Raw genomic sequence first — 15,960 nt, forward strand, 5'->3', positions numbered from 1 at the left:
TTGGTTACCTGGCGCCGGTGGGCTCAGGCTGAACGATAGTTGCCTCGTCCTGCTGGGTCTGGTGGGTGTGCCAGGCGGCTTCGTACTCGTCTGGGGATCGCCAGCCGAGGTCTTTCTGGATGCGCCGGGTGTTGTACCACCCGTCGATGTAGCTGAAGATCGCCTTCTCCGCCTCGTCGCGGGCCCGCCACGAGTTGCGGTAGACCAGCTCGATCTTCAGTGTCGACCAGAAGTTCTCCATCAGACACATACATCGGCACCAAGACGGTCAACCCGGCACGGCCTACCCAGTGGACGATGCCGACCAACCTCGCCGGCCTGCTGTGGCTACACAACCAGCCGCCGTTCAACGCCACCGCACGTCCGAACCCTGACGGTCACCGCCAGATGCCACAGCACCTTGCTCAGATGACGACCGCCGCACAATAGGTGCTTACGGCCCCGGTCACGAAGAGCGAGACGGTGCGGAAGCGAGGAAAATCGGCCAGCCAGGGACGGCGCGATCATGTGGGGGCGGCCGTCCGCCCACCGATGGCCCAAGCGGGCCACCGACACTGACCTGGGTCTGCTTCCACACCTCAGCCCCGTACACCTCGGCCAGGTGCGCGGCGATCTCGCCGTGGGTCAGGCCCTTGGCCGACAACGACAGGACCATGTCGTCGACGCCCGTCAACCTGCGCTGCCGCTTACGCACGATCTGCGGCTCGAACGTCCCGGCGGCGTCACGTGGCACCCGAACCTCGACCGGCCCCACATCGGTGAGCACCGTCTTGGTCCGGCTGCCGTTACGGGTGTTCCGGCTACCCCGACCCGCCGGGTCATGCTTGTCATAGCCGACGTGATCGGTGATCTCACCGCCCAGCGCCGACTCCAGGACCCGCTTGGTCAGCTGCTGCAACAGTCCACCCTCACCGGTCAGCTTCAGCCCGTCACCGCGAGCCCGATCGACCAGCATCGCGATCAACTGCTCATCCGTGACCGCACTCGCCGGCCTGGTGGCCAGGCTGGTGGTGTCGGCGAGGCCACCCTCCGGCCGTCGGCCACGGCCGACAGCAGGTGGGGCGGCCCGGACCGGAAGGCACCGACAGGCACGCGGCTCGATCCGCCGATCGAGCCGCGTGCGGCCCGGCCGGTTGGCTCGCGCCAGCGGTTCGGCTCACGCACACTCGCGCCAGCGCGATACGGTGCGGTCCGCGCCGTGGGAGCGCCGTTGCCCGTGCCGCCCGTCAGCGGGCCGCCGCCTGAAAGGCCAGTCATGCACATCCCGATCCTCTACTACGCCGCAGCCGGCGCCACCACCGTCGGGGGCATCGCCGCCGGGGTGCTCCTCGTGCGGCGTGGCCAGCAGGAGGCCGCCATCCAGCTCCAGAAGCGAGACAGGGCCGCGGTCGCCCAGGCCTTGCGCGAGGAAATCGACCTGGAATCGCTTCGCGCCGAGGCACGCGCCGCCGGGGTGGACCCGGAAGTGGTCGAGCAGGGCTACTACAACCTCCGGGACGGAGTCGTCAGCCTCGATCAGGTCGAAACCCGCATCGGCAGGCTGATCGCCGGCGCTCCGTAAGCCTGGCAGGCGGTCCACGGCGCTGGACTGGGCGGGACGTAGGCGGGCGGTACGGTGCGGGAGTCAGGAGGTCACCGGCCGCCGGCATCCGCGACGGCGCCAGATCCGGGGGAGATGTAGTCATGGATTTTCGCCCCCTGCCGCGACCCACCGGCGCATTCCAGCGGTCCATCGGCGCCGAGGACGTGCGCGCCATCTGCCACTGCGTCTTCGGGCCAACCGCTGAGCCGGTCTCCACGGTCGAGCTGGGCGGCGGGCTCTACAACAACACTCACCGGCTGGAGCTGGCCGATCGTGAGCCGGCGATCCTGCGGGTAGCGCCGGAGCCGGAGCGGCAGTTCCGCTCCGGGCGTGAGCTGATGCGCACCGAGTGCGCAAGCCTGCCCTGGCTGGCGAGGTGAATCTTCGTGCTCACCCGCCACGGGACCGGCCGATGGCCTCGCCATCTTGCACAACAGGCGTTAACGAGGATCTCCTCGCACATGACTGGGTCGTCACACGGGGCGTTGTTCATCACGAGTGGCTTCCGGGGAGCGTCGGGACGGCGCGGGACGGCTGCGGCCTGCGCCTCGGCGTGATCCATCACGATGGCCTGCGCCAACGGTGGTCTCAGCCCCACCCCAGCGGCGGGCAGCCTACTCACCCACGACTGGCGACTCCCGAACAGCTGGACGGGCAGCGGTGGGGAAGCCGACCGGCCGTACCGTCCGTCGCTGGAACTGACCATGGGCCGGCGGCAGGGTCGGTCACCTCGACGGAGACTTCCCACAGCTCAGTCGACAGACGAGGCGGTACCGGGCCTGGGAGCCGGACCGCCTCTTCTGTCCGTAGGGTGGTGGGAGTCGCCCCCGCAGCGGGCCGGCCGTCCGTCCCTCGTTCACGCCACGGGAGAGACACCATGACATCCACGTCTGCCCGACGGTTGACGGGCGCGGTCGGCCAGGTCGCGTTGGGCGTGATGCTGCTCGTTGCCGGCACCGCCCACCTGACCGTCGCGCGCGAGGAGTTCCTGGCGCAGGTGCCCTCCTGGCTCCCGCTTGATGCCGACCTCGTCGTCGTCGCCTCCGGAGTGGTCGAGATCTGCCTGGGGCTGGCCCTGCTCGTCGCTTGGAGACAGCCCGTACGCGGCCTCACCGGAGCGGTCGTAGCCGCCTTCTTCGTCGTGGTCTTCCCGGGCAACATCGCTCAGTTCACTGAAGGGCGTGACGGATTCGGCCTGGACACCGACGCGGCACGGGCGATCCGCCTGCTCTTCCAACCGCTGCTCGTGCTCTGGGCGCTCGCCGCCACCGACGCGGTTCCCGCGCTGCGCTCACTGCGCCGTCGTCCCTGACACACGAACCGAATCCAACGACATCGTCAGCCCGGTTGCCGCTCGCTGCCTGGGTGCCAGTTGCAGATCATCTCTGATGACGACCATGGATGCCCGGATGCCGTCGCCCCACCGGCACGAACCCCATGCCTGCGGTCAGCGTGTCGCGATGGGTGGGGTGCGCCGTTCCCGACGGCCGCGACCACGGCGACCGGGTGTACGCCCCAGACTGTGACGGGTGCGCTGCTGATGGGGGGCCGGGACGCGGTGGGCCTGGTGATGCCCCGCCGGCCCCCGTTTACCCCCCGAAAACCCCCGCTCATAGTTGACAATCAGTGAGAATCGACGATCGCTGCCTGATTGCATCTGTGCAGTTCATCGCTCATATCTGACAACCGATGACAAGGTTGCGGTGGCTACGTTCGGTAACAAGGGGTCGTCGGTTCGAATCCGGCCGTCCCGACTGGTATTCACCAGCGGATATAGAAGATCATGTGTGATCTTGCGGTAACGCTGGCGGTAACGGAGATCGCTTAACGTGGGTTGCATCCCCCGATCCCGTTACTGCGGAGGTGCAGCCCCGTGGCTGTCTACAACTACCGCCTCGCCAACGGCCAGACCCGCTGGTTCTTCATCATCGACCTCCCGCCTGACGCGGATGGTCGTCGCCGCCAGCACAAGCGGCAGGGGTTCCCCAATCAGACCGCTGCCCTGAAGGCGGAGGACGAGGCACGCGTCGCCTACGGCGGAGCGGACCTTGGCGCCGACGGCAGCGTCGCCGCCGAGCTGGAGAGCTGGCTCAACGAGCGTGAGTTGGACGTCCAGGAGACGACGCTCAGCAACTACCGGGACGTCATCCGCTGCTACGTGGTCCCGCACATCGGCGGTCGGCAGCTCTACGCTCTCGACAAGCGTGTCCTTCATGACCTCTACAAGAAGCTGCTGAAGTGCGGCGGCAAGAATGGTGGGCCGCTGTCGCCGACCACTGTCCGCATCGTGCACCGGATCCTGATGAAGGCCCTGGGCGACCTCGGGGTCAACGTCGAGGGCGTGCGGCAGCCCCGGCAGGTCGAGCGGGAGACGATGGGACGCAAGGGCGTGTGGACGCCGGCGCAGTCGGCGAAGTTCCTCAAGTACCACGCCGACCACCGACTGCGTGCCGCATGGGTGCTGGCGATCGTCGTCGGTGCCAGGCGAGGGGAGCTGGCCGGCCTCAAGTGGCCGCGCGTCGATCTCGATCGGGGCGTGCTGCTGTTGCACTGGCAACGCACCACGACCAGCAACGGGGTGGTGGAGAAGGCGCCCAAGGGCAAGAGCAAGCGGGCGGTAGCGCTCGGGCCGGCCCTGGTAGCGGAACTGCTCGCCCACCGGGAGCGTCAGGCCGTGGAGAAGGCCGACGCCGGCGTCCTGTATCACGACGGTGGTTACCTGTTCTGCCGCGAGGACGGGGAGCCGTACTACCCGAAGTACTTCACCGACCAGTGGGCGAAGGCGTGCGCGGATGCTGGGGTGCCCGTGATCGCGTTGCACGACGCGCGGCACACCTCCGCTACCACCGGCGCTGACGCCGGTGTTCCCGAGCACGTGATGCAGCGGCGGCTTGGTCACGCTGACAGCCGGACGACGCGTGAGGTCTACACCCACGTGCTGCCGGAGAGCGAACGGAAGGCCGCGGAGCTCATGGAGGCAGTACTCGGCGACGCAGCGACCTGGTCGCCGCGGAATAGCTAGACCGAAAACGCTGGGTCACGCCCGACCGCAGTACTTCTGGCTGCGGAGGTTGCCGGTGAGGGAGCCCGATGTCCGACCGTCAGCTCGGGCATCGGCACGGTAGCCAGCGGCTGTGGCCGTTGCCGTTACCCGTGACGGTTGCTCTCACTCGGCAACGCGCCGAGTAACCGGATGATCGCATCGTGAGGGCTGACGCCGGTATCGGCGTACTCACGACCTCAGGGGAGGGCGGCGGACAATGTCAACGACCACAACTGGCGGACGCAAGCCGGGCCAGGCGCTGAACCAGGTCTGGACGATCGAGGCGGTGCGGGAGCTCGGCGTCACCACCGACGTGGAGACCGCTGGAGCGATCCTGGGAATCGGACGTACCAAGGCCTACGAGCTGGCCAGGACCAACGAATTCCCGGTACGCCTTCTGCGCGTCGGCCGGCGGTACCTCGTGCCCGTACCGGCGATCCTCAAGCTGCTTGCCATCGAGTAGCGGACCTGCCGCTAGCCAGGCTCAGAGCCTGAGACAGGGAAGCCCGGGACCGACCGGGCTGGTGCGCCGACAAAACAGAAGGACCGACGGCGCGCACGGTGTGAGCCGGCGCGCCGTCGGTCAGCCGTGTGAGTCGTTACGGTCCAGAGCGCTGGGACAGCGCCAATGAACTCCTGCAGCTCGGTGCGCCCGATCGATCAGCGGGGCCAGGCTGCGAAGCGTCGCCGTAGCTGTACCACGTCGGCGCGAGTGAGCTGGTACGGCACGAATGCCTCGTCGGGCATCCTGTCCAGGCGCCGACCCACCACTGGAACGTCCTCTGCCTCAAGTCCGGGGTCAACGCGGCGGGCCATGGCCAGCAGCTGGGCCGGTGTGTACTGGTCAAGCACTGCGGCCACATCGACGTAGTCACGCTCGCGGGCGCGTCCCACGAGCGCGGTGACTTTCCAGGCCAGCAGGTCAGCCAGGTCCATGACCGGGCCGACATCCATCACCACCGGAGCATGGAGCCGCGCCTGACAGGACAGGCTCAGCCGGACCACCTTGTTGCCCCGTTGAATCTCCCATTCCGTCATGTGGTCGTCAAAGCCGTAGATCACTGCCGACAGCTCGCTGTCGTCGGCGACCCGTGATACCTGGAAACCAGCTTCGAGCAACGCCGTCTCCACGGCCTCGGTCGCTGCGGCGACTCCGTCGGCGCGGTCGGTGAAGGCGTCGACGTCCTCGGTCGGCCGGTCGACGACTCCGTGCAGGAGCAAGGCCAGTCCACCGCCGAGGGCAAATCCGTGCTGCTTGGCTACGGAGAGCGCGACCCGCGCGACCTCGACGTGCTCTGGGTCAGGGTGAGGCATCAGGCTGCGGCCGAAACCTGGCGCAGCACCGCATGCCGGTCCTCCCACGCGTGGCGCACACCCCGCGGCAGGTAGAGGTCGTTCCATACCCGGACCAGGGTCGGACCGTCGAGCCAGGCGCAGAGTTCATCAACCCGCACCGCTTCAGTCAGCACGACCTCGTACAGGGCGTTGCGCGCCCAATCCTGGTCCAGGTTGACGCGGCGGTCTGGCCGCCAGAGCAGCCGGTGTGGCAGCTCCACGACACCGCTGGTCGGTCCGTGCAGGGCGGCAAGATCGTCTACGACCACGGCGGATCGACCCGGCCGGGATAGATACCGCCGGGCGGAACGGGTCGAAGTGGCGCCCATGCGTCGAGGGTAGCGCCTCGAACGGGTAAAGGCGGGATGCTGCCGATGCCAACCGGGACGCCGTCAACGGCGGTCGGTCATTGGCTCGGCCTCGGCTCGTCGGCATCGCGACCGCCGCCACGGCGCCGACTCGCTAATCATGGCCGCGCAGCCTCTGCTATAGGCAGCGAGGAGGCGGTCAACCCACGCTCCTGCGGCCCGCCGCGAACTGCCGCACGTCAGCGCTGTTGTGGCACCGCGACCGTTCGATCAGCGCGGCCCCCGCGTCGCCGGGCATGGTCTCGTGCGATCAGGACCACGCGACGTTCCCGCCACGGCTGCGCTGTCCGGTCGGGCTGGACATGGCCAACCACCACCCCGCCGGGTGTTCTCGACCGCGCCCGGTCGAGATTGGCGGCCAATGGCCATATCTTGCTCCCTGTCGCGGGCCATTCCGGTTCGCCGGCCGCTGCGGACCCAGATGTCCCGTCCGCGTTGGGTTGGCACCGTCCGGTATGACTTGGCACGAGGTTGGCACTGTCCGGGTTGAGGTGGCACGTCCGGTACGGTGCTGTCCGGTCTCAGCGAGGTTTGAGGGTTCTCGGCGAGTTGACAGGCTTCTCGATGAGTGTGCGTGTACTTGGTCTCGACCGGCAGTCAGCTGTGTGCCGATCGGGCACTACGGCGCGGCGACTGTTGCGGCAATGGCCGCGTACTTGCGGTCCGGGGACTGCTGCTGCAAGCGCTGAAGTTCGGTGAAACCAGCCTTTGCCAGGCGGGCAGAGAATGTGTCTACGGGCCAGCGGTATGCCGTGTGGACCTTGTGGTCGAACGCGGCCACATCGTCGTCGCTGTCGAAGAAGCCGATCACCAGGTTCCCGGAAGGAGGCAGCATCCGGCGGAACTCGGCGAGTACCGCATCCAGCTCCGATGGCGGTAGGTGGATGGTCGAGTACCAGGAGAGGATGCCGGCCACCGAGTGGTCGGGAAGGTCCAGGTCCGTCATTGATCCGAGCTGGAACGCCGGCCCGGGAAAGTGGGTCCGGGCGTAGCCGATGAACTCAGGTACCAAGTCGACGCCGGTCACGTTGGCGCCGAGCGAATGCAGGTAGGCGCTCCAATGCCCGGGGCCGCAACCGAGATCGAGCACGGCGCCGTCCAAGCCGACGAGGTGGTCTCGGACAAGGGCCGTGTCATCCACGTGGGCCTGCCAGTCACCATCGAACAGGGCGATGTACTGCTCGGACATGTGCGAGTAGGCGTCGCGGACCGGCTGGTTGCTCACGGCGCCACTCTAAAGTCTGCCCGCGTTCCGCCCCGAACCCAGTACGCGTCCGGGTTGAGGTGGCACGTCCGGTACGGTGCCGGGGTGCTGCGCGCGGTGCCGGGCCTGGGTGGGCCGCTGACGGCTGAGTTCGAGGTCGGCTACGTCGGCGCCGAGGGATCGGAGGTCCGCACCTCCTTGATCGACTCGGCGGGGGTGCTGTTCGAGCTGGTCAAGCCGGTACGCGGCTTCCCGTCGTACAAGCGGCAGCGCAACTTGGAACGGCCACAGCATGACCGACCCGGCGTCCCACCCCGCCATCCCCAGCCGCGCCGAACGCGACGCGCTCAACGCCGCCCCGTTTCGCCACCGGCACCGAACCCGGCTTCTGGAACGACGACGGCCGGCCCGCCCCCTGGCCCGACGACATCGATGACTGGACACCAACCACCAGCAGCACCGAAGTCCCATCGACCAGACTCTTTATGAACCGGCAGCTGCACCGACCCATCCGAGCCCTGGCCGGCGAGCAGTTGTGAGAGTCGTTGTGAAGGAACGAGCGAAACGCCGGGACTGTCAGCTCCGCCATGATTAGATCTCGCGAATGTGGACGACAGTGAAGAACGCTGCCTACGCGCTCTACGCGCGGCGCCTCAACGCGCAACTGGCCGGCGGGAGCCTGCCCCGGCACGTCGCGATCGTCATGGACGGCAACCGCCGATGGGCGCAACAGGCAGGGTTCACCGACGCCAAAATCGGCCACCGCTACGGGGCAGAGCACCTCGACGAGGTCCTTCAGTGGTGCGCAGCAATCGGCATCCAACATGTGACCGCGTTCGTCGCCTCCGTTGACAACCTGCAGAAGCGAGACTCCGACGAAGTCGACAACCTCCTGCGCATGATCGAGGACGTCGTCGCTGAACGCCTGACCCGGCCGTCCAGCATCTGGCAGGTCCACACGGCCGGCAGGCTCGACGTCCTACCGGACTCCACCAGGCACGCCCTCAAGCTGGCCGAAGAAGCTACCCGAGACAACAACACGGCCTTCCATCTCAACATCGCGATCGGCTATGACGGCCGTGAAGAGATCCTCAATGCCATCCGATCGCTGCTCGAAGAGCAAGGGCGAGCCGGTCACACCATCGACGACATCGCCCAACGGCTGACCGCCGACCAGATCGCCACCCACCTCTACACCAGCGGACAACCCGACCCCGACCTGGTCATCCGGACCAGCGGGGAACGCCGCATGTCAGGGTTCCTCCTCTGGCAAGCCGCATACTCCGAGCTGCACTTCACCGACGTCTACTGGCCCGGCTTCCGGAAAATCGACTTTCTCCGCGCCCTACGGTCCTACGCGGCCCGCCATCGCCGGTACGGTGCCTGACGCAGCACCACAAGCCCCGTCGGTTCCCGCAGGGGGCAACACCACCAAGCCAGACACCTCAGCCCGAGCCACGCCCAGGGCCGGATCAGTAACGTGAGCCGACCCTGGGCCAATTACGTGAGCGCCCACACAGGTCGTCCGCCTGAGAGGGTGGTTCGGAAGGGCATGTCCGTTGTGGGTTTGGTCGCGGGGTAGGGGTTCTGCTCGTGGGGCTATGCGGCTGGCGGCGGCGAGGCGAGGGTGAACAGGCCGGCCTCGGGTTCGGTCAGGATCTGGCGGGCGACGAGGCGTTTGAGTTTGGCGCGGAGATTCTCGGTGTCCTTGGTGGTGGTGCCGGTGCCGAGGGTGTGGCAGATGTCCTTGGCGCGCATCGGTGCGGTGGCGCAGTGGAACACGGCGAGGATCTGCTGGTAAGCGGGGCTGGCGACGGTCGCGTCTGTGGGTGCCGCCGGGTCGGCGTGGCCGGTCAGGCTGAGCAGCGTCTTGCGGGTGATGGCGAGTTCGGCCAGTTCGGTCTCGGCTGCGGTGAGCTGGTCGGTGAGGGTGGCGATCTGCTCGCGGAGCCGCTCTGCGGTGATGCCGGCGGCGGCCTCGCGTTCGGTGAGCAGGTCCAGCAGCGGCGGTCGGGTCACCGCTGGTGGCCCGGGTCGCGCCAGGACGCGGTGGCGGTGCCGGTCAACCGGCGGACCAGGTTCGCCGTCGAGGCCCACCAGGTGCGTGACACCGCCGAGGCGGGTCGGCTCTCGTACTCGCGGACCAGACGGCGGTGCAGCATCAACGTGCCATTGGTCTGCTCCACCACCCACCGGCGTGCGATCGGCACGAAACCGGCGGCCGTGTCGGTGCGCTTGACCTGTTCGACGTCGATACCGTTCACCGCTCCGTGGATCTGCACGTCGTCTTTGAACCCGGCGTCGACCCATGCCTTGGTCACCGTCGGGATGTGGGCCACGACGTTGTCCAGCAGTCGCACGCCGATCGCGTTGTCGGTGACCGACGCGGCGGTGACCACCACCGCGATGATCAACCCCAGGGCGTCCACCGCGAGGCCCCGTTTACGGCCCGGGACCTTTTTCGCGGCGTCCTTGCCGGTCGTGGCGGCCGGGACGTGGTTGGCGGCCCGGATCGACTGGGTGTCCAGCACCACCGCGGTCGGGTCCTCCCGCCGGCCGGCCCGTTCCCTCGCCTGGCAGCGCAACAGATCATGAATCACCTGGTCGGTGCCGTCATCGCGCCACAGGGCGAAGTAGTAGTAGGTGGCCGACTTCGGTGGCAGGTCGTGCGGCAGGTACGCCCACTGACAACCGGTCCGGTTCTGGTAGAAGATCGAATTCACGATCTCCCGCAACTCGTAGCGGCCCTGATGCCCCGACACCGACGGATGCCGGTCCTTCCACGCCTGCAGGAACGGTCCGACCACCGCCCACTGTTCGTCGGTCAGGTCACTCGGGTACGCCGCACGCTCGCCCATGATCGACCCAACGCGATGGAGACCTCACCGGTTACGACCATCGCTCGCATTCACACACTGAGCCAAGCCCACAATGGGCAAAGGCTACCGAACCACCCTCTCAGAGCCGTCGGGCCCGCCCTGAGCAGGTTCGCCGTATCCCCAACGGGCCGATTCGCCACCGGTGCCGCCGCCGGCGCAGGCGAATTCGCCGCAACCGGCAGCTGGCTCGGCGCCGCGGGCACCGGCGCCCTCACCGGCTACAGCGTCGTTGCCGGACGACTCTGCAGCTTCAGCGGCGACACCCGCGTCCTTCTCGCCGACGGCAGCACCAAACCCATTGATGAGCTGAAGGTGGGAGATCGAGTCACTGCCGGCGACCCCGAAACGGGCGGAGTAAGCGAAGAAGCGGTTTCGCATGTCTGGGTACACGAAGACGCCCTTAACACCCTGCGGGTGGGCGACGGCCGTCTTGCTACCACCGAGGATCACCCTTACTGGAGTGTCACAGACCGACAATGGAAGCGGGCTGATCAGCTCGAGCGTGACGAACTTCTCCTAACCCCCTCAGGGAAGAGTGTTCAGACTCAAGGGCTCTCGAAAGGCTCGGTCTTCGTCGGGCCGGCATACAACCTGACGGTCGACCGGACTCACACGTACTATGTGCTCGCCGGCAACACCCCGGTCCTCGTGCACAACACGGGCGGCTGCATCCCTGCGCTACGTAACTGGCAGAGTGAGCGATTCCAGTTCGGCAACCAGCAATTATTGCTTGACAAGAAGGGTATGGAACACATCCTGACGCGGCATCATCCTGCCCACTGGGATGGCTCAGTGAAGGCGCAGCAGAGTTTCTTCGACCGCTCCATGTCTGTGGAGGATGTGCAGGGTGCGATCGGCTCGGTTATGCGGCAGAACCGGGATACACTGGCACGGCGTGGAGGACGAGGCATGTATCAGGTCCAAGGAAATGTGAACGGCGTGAATTACGTACTCGGTGTCAACAATGGTCGCGTGGGCCAGTTCTATCCATTGCCGGGTAACTGAGATGTTGACTGTTAACTCTTTTATCAGGCTCCCTGACGGATCGTTCGTGCATGTCGATTCATATGGGGATCGTCCAGCAGACCCCGACTATATCGAGGGCGCGATCGAGATCGTTGCGAATGGCGTGGAGGTTGTTGGTCAGCGGGAATGGGACTATGTTGATCAACTTTGGTCCTATCTGGCGGATGCTTTGGAGCGGCTTCGGGCGGATGGCGCCGCGAGCACTTACTATCCGGATCAGCCGATTCGGATAGAGTTCTCGGGGCGGGGTTCCCGTGTTCTTATCTCGTCCACTGTGGGAGAGCACGTGCGTCGGGTCAGCGTCAACAGAGCTGAGTTTGACGAGGTCTTCAATGCGGCTGGCCGATGTTTCTTCGATCGAATCTCAGAGATTGTCCCGGTGAATTCTGACGGCTACGCAACGGCCCGCTCCAAGCTGGTGACAGGCTGAGCTTCCACTGGTGCCGCGTTACTGTGCGTAGCGGCACCGGTGTTGTTGCCTGTGCTGAATCGTGGACGTTGCCGTCAGGGTTGCCGTCGAGCGAAAGCATCAGTGCGCACGCTGCCGCGGGCACCTTTATAAACCCTTATCAGCGAAGGTCATCACCTCTGCACCGGTCAGCGCCTCGATGATGCCGTGGGTCCGGGCTGCGCTCAGGTCGTGGACCGAGCCGGGCAGCGCCGGCGAAGCCCAGACGAGGCGGCCAGCCGCGCGTCGAGGCGCCGCCATCTGGATCGACGCTGGTTGCGGTGGCTGCGGATACGGTCAGCGAGCTGGATCAGGGTCCGGCTGGACAACGAGATCGTGGACGGGTAAGACAGCACAGGCGAGGCTCCCGTGTTGGGGCATCGGGTTTTGGTCGATTTGCTGTCTTACCTGGAGCCTCGCCCTCATCGATCCCCGGGCTGCGCACACCGTCCCTGACCTGCAAGATCAGGTTGGAAAAGGCTCAGTTATATCCGAGGATACTGAACATGACACTCAAGGCGTAGATGAGGGATGAGGGTGGCAAGGCGTTGGCACCCTTGATTTCGCTCGGAAATCTAAATCCGCTAATGCAGGATGTCGACCCCGGACGCTTCACGATCCTCGGTCGTATTGATCCAATTGGAGATACGATCCTTAACGTCCTCCAAGTCACCGCCGCCGACGGCAGCGGTCACTGTCCCGGTTGGCCCCCGTCGAATTCCAGACCATCATGCACCCACCGGCCAGTCAGGCCGCGTGACTACACCTGTCACCTGCTGGTGCAGCAGACCCTTTCTATGGATTCTTGGCGACTAATCTGTGCTTGCTTGCTTGATGGATGTAGGTGATGGAGGCGAGTGGCTACCGTGGACGCGCTGCCTGGCCTGATGGGTGCGCCGACGTGCGTAGCATAGGCCTGCGTGAGCTTCAAGGTCTTGCCATTCATCATCGGTAGTGGGGCAAGGGATCGTGTCGCCCCTCCGACATGAATTCCTACGGCAGTTGGATACGTCGCGCTGGCAGCACTTGGCCAAGTCGACGCCGAGGTACTGGTATCGGCTGGTGAATCCGTGGGTGTGCCTCGGCATCCTGCACTACGTCAAGGACGAGCCGTGGGTCGGCCTCGGCCCGGCGCGAGGTTCGTGGTGGTGGACCTCGACTTCGGCGTCGAGGACTGGGTCGCCGAGGCGGCGCTGTTCGCGCTCATCGCCGACGCGTACCGGGAATCGGCCCTGCGGGGGGAGGGGGTCACGATCGAGGAGTCGCTGGCGCAGCTGATGCTCGTCACGCCTAACTGCCGTGCGGACCGGACTTGTGGCGGCCGTGGCGCTGGTCGGCCCCGAGCAGGACGACGACGAGGAACCCGCGTCGTCCAGGAAGCTGGCGGCAGCGCCGCGGTTAGCATGCCAGGGCTCGGCGGGCGGCAACACCAAGGCCAACTCGGCCGCAGCTATTGAGAGCATGTTGATCGCAAAGAGCGCCCGGCTGAGCCTAACAAGCTCTATCCTAGGACGCGCTACAAGCAGTGTTTCTCTTCAACAGTGCAGCCTGGACAGGGCGGCAGGGTGGGTCTTTGACCGTCCGCCGTAACGGATCCGGTAACGGCGACGGCCCGCCAGGGGAGGAACGGCCGGCATGAGATGGCATTGAGACGTGATGCGTACTGTCGTTCTGTCCGGGTATGCGGATGTATCGAGCTGTTCCGGTATCGCGTGACAGAATCGTTGTAAAACTGGGGGTCAAGGGGTCGTCGGTTCGAATCCGGCCGTCCCGACGCAGGTCAGAGGGTGCATCCGATCGATGGATGTGCCCTCTTTGGCGCTCTGGGGACCAAGATCAGTCAAGTTGGCTGCAAGTAGCGCTCCTTGACCGACGGTCAAGCAAGGCCGAGCGGTGCTTAGCCCTGTTTGGCAGCTCCACCGGAGACCGTTGAAGCGAAGTGACCCCCTGTTACCTCTGCGGCGGCGGCTGCTTGGGCATCCTGTACCCTCGCGCTGTCGTTGCCCCCGCACCTCTACGGTAGGTGTAGATGTATGACGTCCGGGTGGACCTGCGGGACATCGAAGTGTTGACGGGTGACGACGCTCCCCTTGTCGGACGGCTATGGATCCGCTTCCCTGGCCGGTCCTTTCCTGGTGATGCTTGGTCCGACTTCATCGCTTCCGTAGTCAGTTCAACGGTTACGGCTCTACGCGAGACGTTAAGTGGAGAGGGTGAGGGGTTCGCCTACTTTTTCGATGGGCCGTATTACGTCTACTACCGGCTTTTGCCTGCCTCGGCCCCGAGCTTGTATATCGAGGCAAATTGTGACGGAACTGGCGAGCCGGTAAGCGAGTGGGTGGGAGAGGTGCCGCTGGCGCAAGTCGTTGCTTCCTGGCTGAGTGCCGTGGAAGCGATTCTTGCTCGATGTGCGGAGGCCGGTCTCTCAGGTGCGGCCGTAGCCGTACTGCAACGCTCTCAGTCCGAGTTGGTGGCCATGGCCGTCCAGGCTTCCTGGGGTCGAAAGACTGCAACTGACTGAGGTCCCGGAAGTCTGTTGGCTGGCTTCATCTGCGGCCCCGGTGGGCTGGGTCTAGCGGAGCGAGCGGCTGGCTCGGTGGCGGGCGCTGGTTCGTGTCACGGCAGCAGGCTTACCGATGAGTGAGCCACCCCCGCTTTCATGGAGCTTCTTGATCATGGTCTGATGGCCGTGGGGAGGAAGTCGTCCCTGGCAGCACCGAAGAAGTACCCCGATGAGCTACGTCAGCGCGCTGTGCGCTTGTACCGCGAGTCGGACCCGAAGCCGGTGATCCGGCGCTTGGCCGAGCAACTCGGTGTTCATCACGAGGCGCTCAGGAACTGGATCCGTCAGGCCGAGGCTGACGCGGGCGAGCGCACCGATCGACCGAGCAGCGAGGTGGCGGAGGAGAACCGCCGGCTGCGCAGAGAAGTGGCGGAGCTGCGGCGGGCGAACGAGATCTTGAAGGCCGCGAGCGCGTATTTCGCGGCGGAGCTCGACCCGACCCGGCGACGGTCATGAGGTTCATCCACGAACACCGTGACCAGTTCGCGGTCGCGCTCCTGCTACGGGTCCTCAACATCGGCGCCTCGACCTACTACGCGTGGGTCAAGCAGGCCGAGCAGCCCTGCGACCGGGACGTGGTCGACCTGGGGCTGATCTCCAACATCCACGAGATCTGGGAGACATCGGGGCGTACCTACGGCGCGGACCGGGTCCACCGGCAGCTACGCCGCGACGGCATCCGCGTGGGCCGCAAACGCGTCGAGCGGCTGATGGCCGAGCAGGGCTGGCAGGGGGCGTTCCTGCGTCGCGGCTGGCGCGGCGGCTCCACGAAGCAGGATCCACGGCACACGCCGGCGCCGGATTTGGTGAATCGGCAGTTCACCGCCGACGGGCCGAACCGGCTCTGGGTTGCCGACGCCACCCGCATCCCGTGCGGCGAGGGCGTGTTCTGGCTCGCCGCGGTCCGCGACGCGTTCTCCCGCCGGATCGTCGGGTGGAAGACCTCCGACCGCTGCGACACCGACCTGATCCTCGCCGCCCTCGAATACGGCATCTGGTCCCGCGACGTCCGCGACGGCCAGTTGATCCACCACAGCGACCGCGGGTCGAACTACACGTCGTTCCGCTTCGCGGAACGCTTGCAGGACAACGGAATCCTGCCCTCGATGGGCTCCGTCGGCGACAGCTACGACAACGCCCTCATGGAGAACTTCTGGTCAACCCTGAAGATCGAACTCGTCTACCGCACCTCATGGCGGACCCGTGACGAGGCCGAGAACGCGATCTTCGCCTACATCGACGGCTGGTACAACACCCGCCGCATCCAGAAAGAGTTGGGCTACCTCAGCCCGAACGAGTACGAGACCTCCTGGCACAGCCGCCAGACGCAACCAGCCGAACCAACTATCGCCACCCCTGCGCCAGCCGGCAGCAGGTAACCACCGCTCCATCAAAGCGGGGGGAACTCAGTCTGGGACGGCTGGGCGTTCGACCACGGTCACGTCCGCGCTGGTGGTGTAAGAGACGGCCATCGCGGGATCCGGTCTGATGCTATGCGGCGATCGGGGTCGG

General features: G+C 66.1%; 18 protein-coding genes and 2 pseudogenes. 12 read left to right on the top strand and 8 right to left on the bottom strand.

From position 1 onward, the window contains the following. Positions 1 to 4: 4 nt before the first annotated feature. Positions 5 to 250, bottom strand: coding sequence for an IS3 family transposase (locus ACPXCB_RS19980; RefSeq protein WP_425877145.1), 246 nt, complete (start codon positions 248 to 250; stop codon positions 5 to 7). A 312-nt stretch (positions 251 to 562) separates the two neighbouring features. Further along, a pseudogene (locus tag ACPXCB_RS19985) lies at positions 563 to 955 on the bottom strand (transposase); the annotation flags it as partial. Positions 956 to 1,255: 300 nt separating this feature from the next. On the opposite strand from ACPXCB_RS19985, the gene ACPXCB_RS19990 reads away from it, so the two are divergent. The 5 genes from ACPXCB_RS19990 to ACPXCB_RS20010 all read left to right on the top strand — a co-directional run bounded on the left by ACPXCB_RS19990 (position 1,256) and on the right by ACPXCB_RS20010 (position 5,088). Next, positions 1,256 to 1,561 carry a hypothetical protein gene (locus tag ACPXCB_RS19990; protein ID WP_425877146.1) on the top strand — a complete coding sequence of 102 codons (306 nt, stop codon included), beginning with the start codon at positions 1,256 to 1,258 and terminating at the stop codon, positions 1,559 to 1,561. 122 nt (positions 1,562 to 1,683) lie between these two features. Beyond that, positions 1,684 to 1,962 carry a hypothetical protein gene (locus tag ACPXCB_RS19995; protein ID WP_425877147.1) on the top strand — a complete coding sequence of 93 codons (279 nt, stop codon included), beginning with the start codon at positions 1,684 to 1,686 and terminating at the stop codon, positions 1,960 to 1,962. Between the two features lie 497 nt (positions 1,963 to 2,459). Then, entirely contained in the window at positions 2,460 to 2,894 is a 435-nt protein-coding gene (locus ACPXCB_RS20000) for a DoxX family protein (protein WP_425877148.1), read from the top strand. 561 nt (positions 2,895 to 3,455) lie between these two features. Beyond that, a complete protein-coding gene (locus ACPXCB_RS20005; RefSeq protein ID WP_425877149.1) occupies positions 3,456 to 4,604 on the top strand; it encodes a tyrosine-type recombinase/integrase in 1,149 nt (382 codons plus the stop codon). Positions 4,605 to 4,842: 238 nt separating this feature from the next. Beyond that, complete coding sequence (locus ACPXCB_RS20010) at positions 4,843 to 5,088, top strand: helix-turn-helix domain-containing protein (protein ID WP_350821602.1); 246 nt, start codon at positions 4,843 to 4,845, stop codon at positions 5,086 to 5,088. 197 nt (positions 5,089 to 5,285) lie between these two features. On the opposite strand, the gene ACPXCB_RS20015 is transcribed toward ACPXCB_RS20010, so the two are convergent. From ACPXCB_RS20015 to ACPXCB_RS20025, 3 genes are all read right to left on the bottom strand, one after another. Further along, positions 5,286 to 5,939, bottom strand: a complete 654-nt coding sequence (locus tag ACPXCB_RS20015) for a nucleotidyl transferase AbiEii/AbiGii toxin family protein (RefSeq protein WP_425877150.1) — start codon at positions 5,937 to 5,939, stop codon at positions 5,286 to 5,288. Then, the gene (locus tag ACPXCB_RS20020; protein ID WP_425877151.1) at positions 5,939 to 6,289 is read right to left on the bottom strand and encodes a hypothetical protein; all 351 of its coding nucleotides are present in this window, start codon (positions 6,287 to 6,289) and stop codon (positions 5,939 to 5,941) included. Before ACPXCB_RS20020 ends, ACPXCB_RS20015 begins: the two co-directional genes overlap by 1 nt. 658 nt (positions 6,290 to 6,947) lie before the next feature. Further along, positions 6,948 to 7,553 (bottom strand): class I SAM-dependent methyltransferase, encoded by a 606-nt coding sequence (locus ACPXCB_RS20025; protein WP_425877152.1) that lies wholly within the window; start codon positions 7,551 to 7,553, stop codon positions 6,948 to 6,950. Between the two features lie 595 nt (positions 7,554 to 8,148). Between ACPXCB_RS20025 and uppS the strand changes: the two genes are divergently transcribed. Then, positions 8,149 to 8,919, top strand: a complete 771-nt coding sequence (gene uppS, locus ACPXCB_RS20030; protein WP_425877153.1) for a polyprenyl diphosphate synthase — start codon at positions 8,149 to 8,151, stop codon at positions 8,917 to 8,919. Positions 8,920 to 9,131: 212 nt separating this feature from the next. On the opposite strand, the gene ACPXCB_RS20035 is transcribed toward uppS, so the two are convergent. Both ACPXCB_RS20035 and ACPXCB_RS20040 read right to left on the bottom strand, forming a co-directional pair. Beyond that, positions 9,132 to 9,551 (bottom strand): hypothetical protein, encoded by a 420-nt coding sequence (locus ACPXCB_RS20035; protein ID WP_425877154.1) that lies wholly within the window; start codon positions 9,549 to 9,551, stop codon positions 9,132 to 9,134. Continuing rightward, positions 9,548 to 10,390, bottom strand: a complete 843-nt coding sequence (locus tag ACPXCB_RS20040) for an IS5 family transposase (protein ID WP_425877155.1) — start codon at positions 10,388 to 10,390, stop codon at positions 9,548 to 9,550. Before ACPXCB_RS20040 ends, ACPXCB_RS20035 begins: the two co-directional genes overlap by 4 nt. A gap of 15 nt (positions 10,391 to 10,405) precedes the next feature. Here ACPXCB_RS20040 and ACPXCB_RS20045 point away from each other — a divergent pair, with 15 nt between their 5' ends. Beyond that, the gene (locus ACPXCB_RS20045; protein WP_425877156.1) at positions 10,406 to 11,416 is read left to right on the top strand and encodes a polymorphic toxin-type HINT domain-containing protein; all 1,011 of its coding nucleotides are present in this window, start codon (positions 10,406 to 10,408) and stop codon (positions 11,414 to 11,416) included. A 46-nt stretch (positions 11,417 to 11,462) separates the two neighbouring features. Further along, positions 11,463 to 11,867 (top strand): hypothetical protein, encoded by a 405-nt coding sequence (locus ACPXCB_RS20050; RefSeq protein ID WP_425877157.1) that lies wholly within the window; start codon positions 11,463 to 11,465, stop codon positions 11,865 to 11,867. Positions 11,868 to 11,968: 101 nt separating this feature from the next. On the opposite strand, the pseudogene ACPXCB_RS20055 reads toward ACPXCB_RS20050, so the two are convergent. After that, positions 11,969 to 12,125 (bottom strand): annotated as a pseudogene (locus ACPXCB_RS20055) (IS5/IS1182 family transposase); the annotation flags it as partial. A gap of 908 nt (positions 12,126 to 13,033) precedes the next feature. Between ACPXCB_RS20055 and ACPXCB_RS20060 the strand changes: the two are divergent. From ACPXCB_RS20060 to ACPXCB_RS20075, 4 genes are all read left to right on the top strand, one after another. Continuing rightward, positions 13,034 to 13,342 (top strand): hypothetical protein, encoded by a 309-nt coding sequence (locus tag ACPXCB_RS20060; RefSeq protein WP_425877158.1) that lies wholly within the window; start codon positions 13,034 to 13,036, stop codon positions 13,340 to 13,342. A gap of 572 nt (positions 13,343 to 13,914) precedes the next feature. Further along, complete coding sequence (locus tag ACPXCB_RS20065; protein ID WP_425877159.1) at positions 13,915 to 14,406, top strand: hypothetical protein; 492 nt, start codon at positions 13,915 to 13,917, stop codon at positions 14,404 to 14,406. Positions 14,407 to 14,544: 138 nt separating this feature from the next. Continuing rightward, the gene (locus ACPXCB_RS20070; protein ID WP_425877160.1) at positions 14,545 to 14,904 is read left to right on the top strand and encodes a transposase; all 360 of its coding nucleotides are present in this window, start codon (positions 14,545 to 14,547) and stop codon (positions 14,902 to 14,904) included. Then, the gene (locus ACPXCB_RS20075) at positions 14,901 to 15,827 is read left to right on the top strand and encodes an IS3 family transposase (RefSeq protein WP_425877161.1); all 927 of its coding nucleotides are present in this window, start codon (positions 14,901 to 14,903) and stop codon (positions 15,825 to 15,827) included. Before ACPXCB_RS20070 ends, ACPXCB_RS20075 begins: the two co-directional genes overlap by 4 nt. Positions 15,828 to 15,960: the final 133 nt, after the last annotated feature.

Source organism: Micromonospora sp. DT62 (genome assembly GCF_049847285.1).
In the GTDB taxonomy this organism is placed as follows: Bacteria; Actinomycetota; Actinomycetes; order Mycobacteriales; family Micromonosporaceae; genus Micromonospora; species Micromonospora reichwaldensis.

Bases quoted from the DNA above. Each gene is read 5' to 3' on its own strand.
- ACPXCB_RS20010 (WP_350821602.1), top strand. From the start codon at position 4,843: ATGTCAACGACCACAACTGGCGGACGCAAGCCGGGCCAGGCGCTGAAC.
- ACPXCB_RS20045 (WP_425877156.1), top strand. From the start codon at position 10,406: ATGGAGACCTCACCGGTTACGACCATCGCTCGCATTCACACACTGAGC.
- ACPXCB_RS20015 (WP_425877150.1), bottom strand. From the start codon at position 5,939: ATGCCTCACCCTGACCCAGAGCACGTCGAGGTCGCGCGGGTCGCGCTC.
- ACPXCB_RS19995 (WP_425877147.1), top strand. From the start codon at position 1,684: ATGGATTTTCGCCCCCTGCCGCGACCCACCGGCGCATTCCAGCGGTCC.
- ACPXCB_RS20020 (WP_425877151.1), bottom strand. From the start codon at position 6,289: ATGGGCGCCACTTCGACCCGTTCCGCCCGGCGGTATCTATCCCGGCCG.
- ACPXCB_RS20040 (WP_425877155.1), bottom strand. From the start codon at position 10,390: ATGGGCGAGCGTGCGGCGTACCCGAGTGACCTGACCGACGAACAGTGG.
- ACPXCB_RS20070 (WP_425877160.1), top strand. From the start codon at position 14,545: ATGGAGCTTCTTGATCATGGTCTGATGGCCGTGGGGAGGAAGTCGTCC.
- ACPXCB_RS20000 (WP_425877148.1), top strand. From the start codon at position 2,460: ATGACATCCACGTCTGCCCGACGGTTGACGGGCGCGGTCGGCCAGGTC.
- ACPXCB_RS20075 (WP_425877161.1), top strand. From the start codon at position 14,901: ATGAGGTTCATCCACGAACACCGTGACCAGTTCGCGGTCGCGCTCCTG.
- ACPXCB_RS19990 (WP_425877146.1), top strand. From the start codon at position 1,256: ATGCACATCCCGATCCTCTACTACGCCGCAGCCGGCGCCACCACCGTC.
- ACPXCB_RS19980 (WP_425877145.1), bottom strand. From the start codon at position 250: ATGTGTCTGATGGAGAACTTCTGGTCGACACTGAAGATCGAGCTGGTC.
- ACPXCB_RS20065 (WP_425877159.1), top strand. From the start codon at position 13,915: ATGTATGACGTCCGGGTGGACCTGCGGGACATCGAAGTGTTGACGGGT.